The following is a 13,076-nucleotide window of genomic DNA, read 5'->3' on the forward strand; positions in this document are numbered from 1 at the left end:
AGCTTTTAGCTGTGTTTTTGATTTAAATAATTCAAAGCGTCATCAAAAGATGTGACCGGAACAATTTTCATTTTAGGGGCATACCTTTTGGCAGTTGCTTTAGCCACTTGGTAATTAGTCTTATGACCTTGCTCCATTCTCAAAATTGGCTCAGTCGGTTTAACGTATGGACAAAAGAAAACCTGTGCGCCACTCTTATTAGCAGCAATTATTTTCTTATCCACTCCACCAATTTCGCCCACTTGACCATTGGCGGCAATCGTCCCAGTTCCTGCAATTCGTTTGTAATCGTAATTCGTATGTTTTAATTCACTATATACTTGCAGGGCAAACATCAGACCACCAGAGGGTCCACCAATTTTTCCTGGGTTAATATTGGCCTTAGGATCAGTTTTAACACTCATATCATCAATCATTCCGATTCCAATCCCATAAAACCCCTTGACCAGTTGTTTCTTTGTGCCGATCGCCTGTTTATCTTTTCCATTCCGTTTAAAAGTAATTTTAAGTTGCGCATGCTTGGGTAAACTTTGAATGTACTTTACATATTCGGGACCCTTATATAATTTTTTTCCATTTATTGATTCAACCAAATCACCAGGCTTCAATTTATTGGCGAAATCGGATTGCGGATAAACGTTTAATACATACACACCATGATAACTTTGCTTAATTTTACCATGAGCTTTGTGGTAGCCAACATAAATTGCATTATTGATAGCCGTCTTCATATAAATATCTTGTACGTTATCATACTCTTGATTACTTTGATTTCCCATCACATCTGACGTTTTCTCAATTGAAACATGGGGATTCACTTTTGAATACAAGTAAGTGATTGGTCTAGCCTGCGACATTGAAACTGCAGTGATCATAAACTTATTCTTCTTATTTGGTTTAATTCCTTGAATTTTAACCATTGGTTGAATGTTAACGGCTTCACCAGGCGCTTCAATCAAAGCATTAAGCGGCCAAAAAAGGAACCACAATATAAAAATAATGATCCCTAGGAAAATCAAAAAATATCGGTTATGTTTAATCCATTTCCAGATTGTCTTCACTGATTTCTCTTCTCCTTTAATGCCTCACACACAACGTTAGGAACAAATTTTGATACATCTCCACCAAAATGATTAATCTCTTTAACCATTGAAGACGAAATCAATTCATAATCATGGTTGGCAAACAACAACACGGTCTCAATTTGCGAATCCAACATTTGGTTTAAACTAGCAATTTCCTGTTCGTTTTCAAAGTCTTTAGTATCCCGAATCCCTCGGATCAGGATATTGGCATGTTCTGCTTTTAAGAAATCAACCGTTAAATTAGAATAGACCTTAACAGTAACGTTTGAATAGCCAGCCACACACGTTTCAACCATTTCTTTCCGTTCTTTAGGGGTAAACAAACCCACTTTACTCGAATTGTCGCCAATGGCAACGACAACTTCGTCAAATAGTTGCGTTGCTCGCTTAATAATATTCAAATGTCCATTGGTAATGGGGTCAAAGCTACCCGGATAAATGGCTTTTTTCATAATTTTTCCCTTTATATTAAAATTTGATAGATTGATATCACCGTTAAACCATAATCTTTTTGTTTAATGAGGCGATAGTTTTTAACATCATCAGACATATCAGTTTGATTGTCAGTCTCACAGATTACCATCCCATTATGACTTAACAAACCACTATTGCTAATTTCTTCTAGTTGTTTAACCATCTGTTGCTTTTTATATGGGGGATCCAAGAAAATATAGTCAAAGAAATGACCTTCTTCTTTCAATTTAACCAGTGCTGATTCGGCATTCATCTTCCACACAGAAAAATCAGCAGCATTCGGATCAATCGCAACGTTCTGTTTAATAGTTTTATACGCAGCATACTGTTTATCAATTAAAACGGCATGATCCATTCCCCTAGAAATGGCCTCAAGGGAGACGGCTCCTGATCCGGCATATAAATCCAGAAAATTACCGCCATCAAAGTATGGTCCGATCATGTTAAATAACGCTTCTCGCACTTTGTCGGTTGTTGGGCGCGTCCGATTCCCAGGGACTGGTTTAATTTTACGTCCTCCAAATTTTCCTGAAATTATTCTCATTTTTGTTTCCTACTCTTCAACGTTATTTTCAGCATTAATCTCACCAAAAGTAAGTGCCAAGTCAACGGTTTTAGAGACACCAACCTTTTTAACAAACCTAAGTTTACTAATTTCTTGGATAGTCGTATCTAAATCAAAACTATCAACAAAAATAATAACATAATGCATCTTTTTCGATACAAATCGAATATCACCAAATCTCTTTAGGTTTTTAATTTGACGAATCGAGTATGTTGAAACAATCAATTCCGTTCGGTCAGTTAATTTGGCCATGATTTCACCTTACTTCACTTTTTTATTACTACGTTCTCTTTTTTCTACTCTACTAATATAAAGGACTAGTCCAAGACAAATGGAAAGTGCCATTATACTTGAACCCCCGTAACTGATAAATGGAAGTGCAACTCCAGTTAAAGGAATCATACCGACCGCACCACCAGCATTAAATAAGGTCTGAATAAAAATGTAAGCTGCAGTTCCATAACAAATCGTACTATAAAAGGTATCGTTAGTTCGACTACCAACTGCGATGATTCTTAAAACAAGATACAACAAGAGTCCCAAAACAACTAAAATACCAACGATCCCAAGTTCTTCGCCAATAACTGCAATTATAAAATCAGTATTTGGCTCTGACAAGTAACCCATCTTTTGAATACCGTTACCAATCCCGACACCAAACCAACCACCGTTACTAATTGCATAATAAGAATTCACCAATTGATGCCCGGTAGTCTGAATGTACTTAAAGGGGTCGGAAAAACTAATTAATCGTTGAAACTGGTAACTATGAAGATGATCTAAAATTCCATCAAAGGGTTTAATCCAAATCCTAAAACCTAAAATAAAGATGCCAATTACAACAATCCAAATTCTTGAAGCCTTAAAGTTACTTCCGGCTGCCAGAATCATCATTAAAATAATGAATAAGTTAATTGCAAAACCACCGGTATCAGGTTGGAAGAAAATTAAAACGAGCATGATAATTGGAAGTAAACTTGGCTTAGCAACAGTTCTAAACTCTTTAAATAACCCAACGTTCTTAAAGAATGGTCTTTCGTGTGCTAAAACATTTGCGTAATACAAGATGAATAACGGCTTACAAAATTCAGCCGGTTGAATACTAACTGGTCCAATTCTGATCCATCCGGCTGCCCCATTCGTACTAGTACCAAAAAACTTCAAAAACACTAAAACAACGGCCATAAAAACCATTGCTAACACATAGAACTTTAAGTTACCCTCAAGCAATTTACTTCTTAGCCTTGAAAAAAACAACAGAACAATAAAACCAACAAACACAAATATCGATTGCAGAATCAGATAACGAAACGCCATATTAGTATGAGCGCTTAGCCCTTCACTAGATGAAAAGACCATGACAATTCCAATCAAACTCAGTAATAGGTACGGTACCATAATGTACCAGTCTAGCTGTTTTAAGTATTTAATCATATTAATCTCCAACTGAATATGTAAAATCCATGAATTAATACCTCTCATTATACTAGTATCACCAAATAAAAAAAGACTATTTAGCAATGGTTAAATAGTCTTAATTATTTTAATTAATTGTGACGACGCTTCTTAGCTGCCTTTTCACGTTCATTAGTATTTAAAATTCTCTTTCTCAATCTGATATGATCCGGAGTAACCTCACAAAGTTCATCCTCATTTAAGAATTCAAGTGATTCTTCAAGGGTCATATGAACTGGTTCCTTAACCTTCGCAATATCTTCGGATCCAGCCGCACGAACGTTGGTCTGATTACGACCACGGGTAATATTAACCGAAATGTCATTATCTCGTGCGTTTTCACCAACAATCATACCTTCATAAACATCAGTACCAGGATCAGTGAAAATCTTACCACGGTCTTGGACAGCCATGATGGCATAAGTAGTCACTTTACCGGAATTAATTGAAACCAAGGTCCCATTACGACGACCAGGATTCCAATTTTTGATAGCTGGAAGGTATTGACTGAATGAATGGTTCATAATTCCGTATCCACGAGTCAATGACAAGAATTGGGTGCTGTATCCAATTAACCCACGTGATGGAACTAAGAAAGTCATTCGAACCTGACCATTTCCAACGTTTTCCATGTTTTTCATCTCACCTTTACGTTGTGACAAGGTATCAATGATTGAACCAGAATATTCTTCTGGGGTATCAATTTGAACGGATTCAAATGGCTCACACTTAACTCCGTCAACATCCTTATAAATAACTTCAGGACGAGAAACTTGAAGTTCATAACCCTCACGACGCAAGGTTTCAATCAAGATTGAAAGATGAAGTTCCCCACGTCCAGAAACAACCCAAGCACCTGGATCATCAGTGTCTTCAACTCGAAGAGAAACATCCGTATGAAGTTCCTTCTTCAGACGATCGCCAAGTTGACGAGCAGTCAGATACTTCCCGTCTTGACCTACAAATGGTGAAGTATTGGTTCCAAAAGTCATCCGAAGGGTTGGTTCGTCAATTCTCAAAACAGGAAGTGGTTCCTGCTTATCAGGGCTAACAACGGTTTCACCAACGTTAATGTCTTCCATTCCAGAGACAGCAATTAAATCTCCGGCCTTAGCCTCATTGATCTCAACCTTTTGAAGACCAATGAATCCCATCAATTTAGTAACACGGAACTTCTGAGTGCTCCCATCAAGTTTCATGAGAACAACATTATCCCCAACCTTGATCTTACCTCTGAAGACACGGCCAATCCCAATTCGACCAACGAAATCGTTATAATCAAGCATTGCAACTTGGAATTGTAATGGATCGTCTGAATTATCGATTGGTGAAGGGATGTTTTTGATAATGGTATCAAAAACCGGCTTCATAGTGTGTTCCTGCTTTGAAACGTCAGGATCATAACTTGAAGTTCCGTTCATAGCAGAGGCATAAACTACTGGGAATTCCAGTTGTTCTTCATCAGCACCTAATTCAATGAATAAATCAAGAACTTCATCAACAACTGCTTCAGGTCTTGCACCAGGCTTATCAACTTTGTTGATTACAACGATTGGAGTCAAATGTTGTTCCAAAGCCTTCTTTAAAACAAAACGGGTCTGTGGCATTGTTCCTTCGGCTGCATCAACAACCAAAAGGACACCATCAACCATTCGCATGATACGCTCAACTTCTCCACCAAAGTCGGCATGTCCTGGAGTATCCAAAATGTTAATTTGTTTGTCGCCATATTTAACGGCAGTATTTTTTGACAGAATGGTAATTCCACGCTCACGTTCAATCGCGTTAGAATCTAACGCACGATCTTGAATCTCAGTGTGATCATTCAATGTGTCAGATTGCTTTAATAATTCATTAACCAAGGTCGTCTTACCATGATCGACATGGGCAATGATGGCAATGTTTCTAATATCGTCTCTTGTTTTCAAAAATGTTTCCTCCTCAAAAAAGCAATTCAAAAATTTGCAATTTGATAAGTTAATAACCCAACTTCGATAAAAAAGCTGTGAGTCCATCACAGCTTTTGATTAACGCTTCGTCGAAATTTTCAGAATATCTTTTTGCGCCTTTTTTGTCGCTAACAAAACTGTGTTTGATGATAGCATATTTATGGGCTTGCCGTCAATAGTAGAAACGGTCATCCCAAGCGTTTCAGCAAGAACACGACCAGCAGCAATATCCCAAGGCCTTAAATGCGAAATATAACCGATTGTCTCCCCGCAAAGAGCAGCAACGATTTCGATCCCAGCACTACCATAAATTCGATAACCAGAACTAGCCTCTGCAATTTCTTGCATATGATAAACATCCCTAATAACAAGCGGACCACTCATTCCAATCAATCCATCTTCAAGATAACCGTTAACTGGAGGATTCATTGTCTCAGAATTAACATAGATACCAATATCAGGGCCACCATGATACAACTTGTTATTTATAACATCATAAATGAACCCGAGGGTTGGTACGCCATCGACATAATAGGCAATCATCATTGCGAAGTGATTACGTTGCTTTACAAAATTCATCGTTCCATCGATTGGATCTACAATCCAAACCTGTCCGTTTAAATTGTCAATTTTGTCACCTAAGCCCTCTTCACCGAGAACTTTACTGTCAGGTTTAAGTGCTTTTAGCTGTTTTACAAAAAACTTTTCGTTGTCTTTATCAATGTTTGTAACTAAATCTTTCCTTCCAGTTTTTTCATCTACGTCTAAATGACCATTTAATCTTTCCATGACAAACGCACGTGCGGTTTTTAAGATTTGGCAAACATCTTGATCAATTTTATTTAAATCATCTACTGTTGTGATGGAAATCATTCCTTTCGCTTAATGGTCTTTAAATCCGAGTTTTCTTTTGCTAATTTAATAACATGGTACACATCTAAACCAGACTGCTTTTCAAAATCTCTTTGTAAATTATTTTGTTCGACTCTTGCCGGATTAATCTCACAGAAGCGTCGATAACTATCCATTAGCTTCTTTCGATTAACTCCCTTATTATAAGCCATTTCAATATTTTCAAAGAAATGACAAACATCAATTAATTCTTTTCGACTCCAATCATCAACAATGGGATAAGAATAACTATCATTAGTTTTTCGAGGCATTTTTTCCTCCATTAATCACGGCTGCAATAATATTATTGGCCCATTCAACGTCAGAGTTTAACTTTTTTTGTTCGTCCTCTGAAAGCTGAAGTCGAATCGATTGAGCTGCTCCATTTCGATTAATTAGTTTGGGGCTAACATCCAGCTTTAGCTCATCTTTTTCTTTATCAACATTTACAACTGAACAAATTAACGATTGGCCCTCATACATCGAAAAAAGTAGTCGGACAATAGCCTTACTTTGGATCATTTCATTAATAACAACCCCCTGATCATCAATCACTTCCTGAACTTGAGTAATGATGTCACTACTATAGTTGTTACTATCATCAGCCAGGTATGAAAGCAAGGTTGCAGGACCAATGTAAACCCTACTCCACGCGACTAAATTATTAGTATTTAATCCTAAGACATTGACATTAATATCATCAGCACTAACGTCAAAATTCCTCTGGAGCTCATTCTTTAGTAGCATTTCTTGGGGAAGAGTTCCAACGCCAATGATATTTTGATTATCAAGTCCAGAAAAACTTGCTGCAAAATACGTAAAAACTTCATCATGTGGGGCATCAATCACTATTTTACCGCGAAATCCATTTGAGACACAGTCATTGATTAAATTCCTTAGTTTATCAATTTTCGGTCTCAAGTCTTCTGCAATTTGAGTAGCATCCGTCAACTTGGGATTATAGAAATCAATGTTTGGCAAATACAATAATGCATCGAAATTATTTAATTCTGGCTTACTTGCAATCTGGATTGACAAGTTATGACACATCTTACTAGAAAAGACGGTTGATCGAACTTGTTCACTGTCGTCTACTTGGATAGTAACGGGAAAGTCTAAAACAATTAAAGCGTTCAAAAGTGATAAGATCCTGGTTATGCTTCCTTTAATTAATATTTTTGGTTGCATTCCAATTCCTCCATTCTTTGTTTTTAAAGAATTTATTAATTTTTTGCTTGTTAATAAAATACCATTTCAAATTTCTTTTTGCACATAAGAGTAAATTAAAATACTGAAATACCATGAAATTAACTGGTTTTGCGATTTATGATAAAATAACTGGTAGAAGTTGACATGAATTAGGAGGTAAAACGTTATGTACTTAATGAAAGACATAACTCGAGAGGGAAATCCTGTGTTACGGGAACAAAGTCAACCCGTTAAATTTCCACTTAGCGATGAAGATCGTAAATTAGGCGAAAAAATGATGAATTACTTGGAAGTTAGTCAGGATCCTGAACAATGTAAAAAGTACCATTTGCGAGCAGGAGTTGGTTTGGCAGCTCCACAAGTTGGACAATCCAAATCAATGGCTGCTGTTTTAACCCCACCAGAAGGCGAAGACCAAAAATCGCCCTTCAAGGCAATTATGATAAATCCAGTTATTATCTCAAACTCCGTTCAACGTGGTGCATTAACTGAAGGTGAAGGATGCTTATCGGTCGATCGTGATGTCCCTGGTTTTGTTCCGAGGGCAGACCGTGTTACGATTAAATATCAAGATTTGAGCGGTAAAGTTCACCAAGTCAGGTTAAAACACTATCCAGCCATCATTGCTCAACATGAAATTGATCATCTTCATGGAACTTTGTTTTACGATCATATCGACAAAGATGATCCATTTTCCAAAACCGAAGATGAAGTATTTTTTGATTAATACTGTGTTTTTTGTGGGAGACGTTACTACGTCTCCCTTTCTTTTTCATTTAACTTATCCAAATCATTTAAATATTCATGAGTTGCCGGATTAATAACATTGGCTACATCAAAAACCATTACGCTTTTGTTCAACCAACAGTCAGTCACAATCAACGTTTTTTTATGATTGGAATCAATAAAACCATCTGAAATAGCATATTCAGATAGTTTTTGATTGAAAAGGTCCCGTAAAAGATCCGCATCATCATAGCCCTCTTTTACAACGCAACGATATTCAAAAACCATCACTCCCCTACCCCAGAAATCAGACAGTACTTGTGACCCAACGTAACTTTGCACAATTTCACGTTTGTCTTCAACCTCAAAATATTTGACCACTTTATAAATTTCGTCATCAACGCTATGCTTCATTTTTAACTGATATCTTTTGGTTGGTAGAGTGACAAAAAAATAGTGCAAACAGTTATAAATTAAAAAAGCAACGACAATTGCAACGACCAATTCTAAAAATATTTTCACTGTTCTTCTCCCATTATTGATTATTAGGTCAATTTATAGATCAATTCTAACATGAAACATGTTTGTCGATTCACATGATTCTATACTTATTTACCATAATATGCTAAAATATGATTAATTGTTGCGTTCCTGCAACCTAATGTACGAAAAATAACATTAAATCAACAAAAAAGGAGTAATTATATTGATTTACAAGGTTTTATATCAAGATGAAAATAATTCTAACCCTAAACGTGAAGCAACTAAAACGATTTACTTAGAAGCTAAAACCGTTGCTGACGTTAGAACTAAACTTGAACAACACACAAAGTACAACATTGAATTCATTGAACCGCTCGAAGGGAAGCACCTTGAATTTGAAAAAAATGATCCCGGTTTTAAAATTACGGAGTTTAACTAGTTATGAAGAAATTAAACATCAAAAATAACGAAACTGCTATTTATGGTGTTGGTGGACTCGGAGAAATTGGTAAGAATACTTATGGTGTACAATTCCAGGATGAAATCATCTTAATTGATGCTGGAATCAAGTTCCCAGAAGATGATCAATTGGGAATTGACTATGTCATCCCAGATTATCAGTACTTAATTGATAATAAGGACAAAATTAAGGCACTTGTAATCACCCATGGTCATGAAGATCATATCGGTGGTGTGCCCTTTCTTTTAAAGGTTCTCAACGTTCCAATTTACGCTGGCCCGCTAGCATTAGCATTAATCAAAAACAAATTGGAAGAGCACGGCTTGTTAAAACAGGCTGAACTTCACGAGATTAATGATAAGTCAGTTTTGAAATTCAAAAAGACGAGTGTTTCTTTTTTTAGAACCACTCATTCGATACCAGATACAATGGGAGTCGCTGTTCATACGCCTGACGGTGTCATTGTGGAAACGGGAGATTATAAGTTCGATCTCACGCCTGTCACTAATCAGCCGCCTGATTTACAAGCCATGGCCAAACTGGGTGAGGAAGGTGTACTCTGTTTGATGGCTGACAGTACCAATGCCGAAAAGCCGGTTTGGACTAAGTCAGAAAAATGGGTTGGAAAATCCGTTCGTCATATTTTTGACGAAGTCAAGGGCCGTATTATTTTTGCTACCTTTGCTTCGAACCTCTCAAGAATTAAAACGGCTATTGATACGGCACTAGCTCATGATCGTAAAATTGCTGTATTTGGTAGAAGTATGGAAGCAGCCATTGTCAATGGTAGAAAGCTTGGTTATCTAGACGTTCCCGACAGTGCCTTCGTCGATGCTCAAGAGTTAAAGCACTTACCGGCAGATAAGGTTATGATCCTGTGTACCGGCTCTCAAGGTGAACCAATGGCTGCTTTGGCTCGAATTGCTAACGGAACTCACCGACAAATTTCGATTCAACCAGGTGATACGGTTGTCTTTTCAAGTAACCCAATTCCAGGTAACACATTAAGTGTCAACCGGGTCATTAATGAGCTTGAAGAAGACGGCGCTAAAGTCATCCACGGTAAGATTAATAACATTCATACTTCTGGACACGGTGGCCAAGAAGAAGAAAAACTAATGCTTCGTTTAATGAAGCCAAAGTTCTTTGTTCCGATCCATGGTGAATACCGAATGTTAAAGATCCACACTAAACTTGCGCAAGAATGTGGGGTCCCTGCCGACCATTGTTTTATCCTAAAAAATGGCGAAGTACTTGCTTTAACAAAAGATAGTGCTCGTGTTGCTGGATACTTCAATGCTGGTGATGTTTATATTGATGGTAATGGCGTTGGAAATATTGGAGACAAAGTCCTAAGAGATCGTCAACTTCTTTCAGAAGAAGGTTTAGTAGTGGTGGTTGCTACCATCAACTTAAAGAACCAGGAAATCCAATCTGGTCCTGACCTTCTCTCACGTGGATTCGTTTATATGCGCGAATCAGGTGAATTACTTGATGAAGGACGAAAGTTAGTCTTTAGAACCATCCGTCGTGCCATGAAGAATAAAAATGCAGACGAAAAATCAATTAGTAAAGCAATTGTCAATGATTTATCAAACTTCTTATATGAAAAAACACAAAGAAGTCCCCTAATCTTGCCAATGCTAATCATGAACAATTAACAATAAGGGCTGAATCCAATTGTTTGGATTCAGCCCTTATTTTAGTCTCATATATTATTATTAGTCTTAATAACAAAAAGGTACGCTTAGTAAGCATACCTTTTTTAATTATTTATACTTAACGATTTTGTCAATTTCATCTAATTCATCTTGAGTAAAGTCAAGATTATCTAATGCCTTCAGGTTATCATCTAAATGATCGACTTTTGACGCACCAGTGACCACACTGGCAATCGTTGGATCGTGTAATAGCCATGCTAATGACATTTGGGCAAGTGTCTGGTCACGATTCTGTGCAATATCGTTTAATTTATTTAGTTTATTAACAGCACTTTCATCACCATTAGCCAAAATAAACTTGTTAGTCTTATGCAATTTAATGTTACTTGGAATCCCCTTTAGATACTTACTAGTCAAAAGGCCCTCTGCCAAAGGACCGTAAGCAATAAAGCCATCATGATTATCTGCTAAGGTCTTAAGGGTCCCATCATCTTCCGGCTCTCGATTAAGCATATTATATGAACTCTGGTTAACTACAAACGGAGTCTTCAGTTCCTTAAATAATTTAATCATTTCAGCAGTCTGATGGCCATCATAATTAGAAATCCCAATGTAAAGTGCTTTACCTGCACGAACTAATCCATCAAGGGCTTCAGCAGTCTCTTCTAATCGAGTATTAGGATCAAATCGATGGGTATAATAAAGATCCACATAATCAAGTCCCATTCTTTGAAGACTTTGATCTAGCGCAGTAACGAGGGTCTTCTTTGAAGAATAGTTACCATAAACACCTGGCCACATATGAAATCCAGCTTTAGTGGTGATAATTAATTCATCACGGTAAGGCTTTAAATCGCGTCGATAAACTTGGCCAAACATTCTTTCAGCAGCACCTGAACCGGGCCCATAGTTATTAGCTAAATCAAAGCTAAAGATTCCCTTGTTGAAAGCATGGAGCATTACCCTTTCACTATCTTTAAAATTAGCATCGTCACCGAAGCTGTGCCACATTCCAAATGATAATGCGGGTAACTGCAGTCCCGTTGTTCCTGCACGTCTTACTTTCATATTATCGTAACGATCATCTTTTGCTCTAAATACCATTAGAATCCCTCCAAATTTATATTACTTAAACAATTTACTTGTTGATTGTTCGTTCTCAATTAATTTTAAGGCATCACCAATCAGCTTGCCAACTGAAACGATCACCATCTTGTCAACTCTCTTATTCTGTGGAACGACAATTGAATCGGAAACGATCACCTGTTTAATGGATGAATCGGAAAGATTTTGTCTCGCTTCTTCAGTAAGAACAGGATGAGTAGCAACTACATAAACCGCTTTTGCTCCCGCATTCATAATCGCTTGAGCAGTGATTTTCATCTTCTCACCCGTCACAATCATATCATCAACAACAATTGCCTTTTTACCCTTTACATCACCAATAATCGTACTAGGAACCTGACTTAGATCCTCAGGATTTCGATTATCAACAATTGCAATCGGAAGGTTCAAGTAGCCAGCCATTCCTCGTGCCTTGGCGACACTATTATAATCGGGTGAAACCACAACGGCGTCATTACTAATATCATGTTCTTTTAGGTAATTACCCATTAACTCAAGTGACCGCAAGTGATCCACTGGGATATCAAAAAATCCCTGAATTTGTGCCGCATGCAAATCAAGAGTAATGACTCGATCTACCGCACTAGATTCAAGAAAAGTAGCAATTAATTTTGCAGTAATTGGTTCTCTTGAACGCGCTTTTCGGTCAGATCTTGAATATCCATAGTACGGGATTACCACGTTAATAGTATGGGGACTAGTTCTTCGAACCGCATCAATCATAATCATCAGTTCCATCAAATTATCATTAACAGGATCAGAAAGCGATTGAACGATGTACACATCATCTCCACGAATACTTTCATCAATTGAAATTTGAATTTCACCATCACTAAAATGATTGATGGTTGCTTTACCAAGGTCCATTCCACTATATTCAGAAATCTTTTCTGCTAACGGACGATTCGAATTCAACGCAAATATCTTTGCCGACTTTTTTTCTTTTTTTGTTTTCACCATCAAGTTTCCCCTCATAACCAACTAATTACTACC

Annotated in this window: 15 protein-coding genes; 3 read left to right on the top strand and 12 right to left on the bottom strand. The window is 37.2% G+C overall.

Annotated elements, in window-relative coordinates:
• Nucleotides 1-5 precede the first annotated feature (5 nt).
• The 9 genes from AC6UDC_RS04485 to AC6UDC_RS04525 form a co-directional block, all read right to left on the bottom strand.
• Nucleotides 6-1,061: a SepM family pheromone-processing serine protease gene (locus tag AC6UDC_RS04485; RefSeq protein WP_500693900.1), complete on the bottom strand. Its 1,056-nt coding sequence runs from the start codon at nt 1,059-1,061 to the stop codon at nt 6-8.
• A complete protein-coding gene (gene coaD, locus AC6UDC_RS04490; RefSeq protein ID WP_500693901.1) occupies nt 1,058-1,537 on the bottom strand; it encodes a pantetheine-phosphate adenylyltransferase in 480 nt (159 codons plus the stop codon). Before coaD ends, AC6UDC_RS04485 begins: the two co-directional genes overlap by 4 nt.
• 11 nt (nt 1,538-1,548) lie before the next feature.
• Nucleotides 1,549-2,103, bottom strand: a complete 555-nt coding sequence (gene rsmD, locus AC6UDC_RS04495) for a 16S rRNA (guanine(966)-N(2))-methyltransferase RsmD (protein ID WP_500695548.1) — start codon at nt 2,101-2,103, stop codon at nt 1,549-1,551.
• A gap of 9 nt (nt 2,104-2,112) precedes the next feature.
• Entirely contained in the window at nt 2,113-2,376 is a 264-nt protein-coding gene (locus tag AC6UDC_RS04500; protein WP_500721499.1) for a YlbG family protein, read from the bottom strand.
• A gap of 9 nt (nt 2,377-2,385) precedes the next feature.
• Nucleotides 2,386-3,558, bottom strand: coding sequence for an FtsW/RodA/SpoVE family cell cycle protein (locus AC6UDC_RS04505; RefSeq protein WP_500706381.1), 1,173 nt, complete (start codon nt 3,556-3,558; stop codon nt 2,386-2,388).
• Nucleotides 3,559-3,671: 113 nt separating this feature from the next.
• Nucleotides 3,672-5,507, bottom strand: coding sequence for a translational GTPase TypA (gene typA, locus AC6UDC_RS04510; RefSeq protein WP_500693905.1), 1,836 nt, complete (start codon nt 5,505-5,507; stop codon nt 3,672-3,674).
• Nucleotides 5,508-5,606: 99 nt separating this feature from the next.
• Entirely contained in the window at nt 5,607-6,398 is a 792-nt protein-coding gene (locus AC6UDC_RS04515) for an inositol monophosphatase family protein (protein ID WP_500721576.1), read from the bottom strand.
• Nucleotides 6,398-6,691, bottom strand: a complete 294-nt coding sequence (locus AC6UDC_RS04520; protein WP_500711102.1) for a UPF0223 family protein — start codon at nt 6,689-6,691, stop codon at nt 6,398-6,400. Before AC6UDC_RS04520 ends, AC6UDC_RS04515 begins: the two co-directional genes overlap by 1 nt.
• A complete protein-coding gene (locus tag AC6UDC_RS04525; RefSeq protein WP_500721501.1) occupies nt 6,675-7,607 on the bottom strand; it encodes a Rossmann-fold NAD(P)-binding domain-containing protein in 933 nt (310 codons plus the stop codon). The genes AC6UDC_RS04520 and AC6UDC_RS04525 overlap by 17 nt, the downstream gene beginning before the upstream one ends.
• Nucleotides 7,608-7,794: 187 nt before the next feature.
• On the opposite strand from AC6UDC_RS04525, the gene def reads away from it, so the two are divergent.
• Complete coding sequence (gene def, locus AC6UDC_RS04530; protein ID WP_500693908.1) at nt 7,795-8,355, top strand: peptide deformylase; 561 nt, start codon at nt 7,795-7,797, stop codon at nt 8,353-8,355.
• Between the two features lie 26 nt (nt 8,356-8,381).
• Here def and AC6UDC_RS04535 read toward each other — a convergent pair whose 3' ends face one another.
• On the bottom strand, nt 8,382-8,876 hold the full coding sequence (locus AC6UDC_RS04535) for a hypothetical protein (RefSeq protein WP_500721503.1): 495 nt from the start codon (nt 8,874-8,876) through the stop codon (nt 8,382-8,384).
• 184 nt (nt 8,877-9,060) lie between these two features.
• Here AC6UDC_RS04535 and AC6UDC_RS04540 point away from each other — a divergent pair, with 184 nt between their 5' ends.
• Both AC6UDC_RS04540 and rnjA read left to right on the top strand, forming a co-directional pair.
• Nucleotides 9,061-9,276 (top strand): DNA-directed RNA polymerase subunit epsilon, encoded by a 216-nt coding sequence (locus AC6UDC_RS04540; RefSeq protein ID WP_500693910.1) that lies wholly within the window; start codon nt 9,061-9,063, stop codon nt 9,274-9,276.
• A 2-nt stretch (nt 9,277-9,278) separates the two neighbouring features.
• The gene (gene rnjA / locus AC6UDC_RS04545) at nt 9,279-10,958 is read left to right on the top strand and encodes a ribonuclease J1 (RefSeq protein WP_500693911.1); all 1,680 of its coding nucleotides are present in this window, start codon (nt 9,279-9,281) and stop codon (nt 10,956-10,958) included.
• Nucleotides 10,959-11,066: 108 nt separating this feature from the next.
• On the opposite strand, the gene AC6UDC_RS04550 is transcribed toward rnjA, so the two are convergent.
• Complete coding sequence (locus tag AC6UDC_RS04550) at nt 11,067-12,062, bottom strand: aldo/keto reductase (protein WP_500721506.1); 996 nt, start codon at nt 12,060-12,062, stop codon at nt 11,067-11,069.
• 21 nt (nt 12,063-12,083) lie between these two features.
• Nucleotides 12,084-13,043: a ribose-phosphate diphosphokinase gene (locus AC6UDC_RS04555; protein WP_500721509.1), complete on the bottom strand. Its 960-nt coding sequence runs from the start codon at nt 13,041-13,043 to the stop codon at nt 12,084-12,086.
• Nucleotides 13,044-13,076: the final 33 nt, after the last annotated feature.

This window comes from Fructilactobacillus sp. X7R7C1 (genome assembly GCF_059901065.1).

What these genes read in the sequence shown, in the direction of transcription:
- coaD (WP_500693901.1), bottom strand. Translation starts at nt 1,537, where the DNA reads ATGAAAAAAGCCATTTATCCGGGTAGCTTTGACCCCATTACCAATGGA.
- rsmD (WP_500695548.1), bottom strand. Translation starts at nt 2,103, where the DNA reads ATGAGAATAATTTCAGGAAAATTTGGAGGACGTAAAATTAAACCAGTC.
- AC6UDC_RS04500 (WP_500721499.1), bottom strand. Translation starts at nt 2,376, where the DNA reads ATGGCCAAATTAACTGACCGAACGGAATTGATTGTTTCAACATACTCG.
- AC6UDC_RS04505 (WP_500706381.1), bottom strand. Translation starts at nt 3,558, where the DNA reads ATGATTAAATACTTAAAACAGCTAGACTGGTACATTATGGTACCGTAC.
- AC6UDC_RS04520 (WP_500711102.1), bottom strand. Translation starts at nt 6,691, where the DNA reads ATGCCTCGAAAAACTAATGATAGTTATTCTTATCCCATTGTTGATGAT.
- AC6UDC_RS04525 (WP_500721501.1), bottom strand. Translation starts at nt 7,607, where the DNA reads ATGCAACCAAAAATATTAATTAAAGGAAGCATAACCAGGATCTTATCA.
- def (WP_500693908.1), top strand. Translation starts at nt 7,795, where the DNA reads ATGTACTTAATGAAAGACATAACTCGAGAGGGAAATCCTGTGTTACGG.
- rnjA (WP_500693911.1), top strand. Translation starts at nt 9,279, where the DNA reads ATGAAGAAATTAAACATCAAAAATAACGAAACTGCTATTTATGGTGTT.
- AC6UDC_RS04550 (WP_500721506.1), bottom strand. Translation starts at nt 12,062, where the DNA reads ATGGTATTTAGAGCAAAAGATGATCGTTACGATAATATGAAAGTAAGA.
- AC6UDC_RS04555 (WP_500721509.1), bottom strand. Translation starts at nt 13,043, where the DNA reads ATGGTGAAAACAAAAAAAGAAAAAAAGTCGGCAAAGATATTTGCGTTG.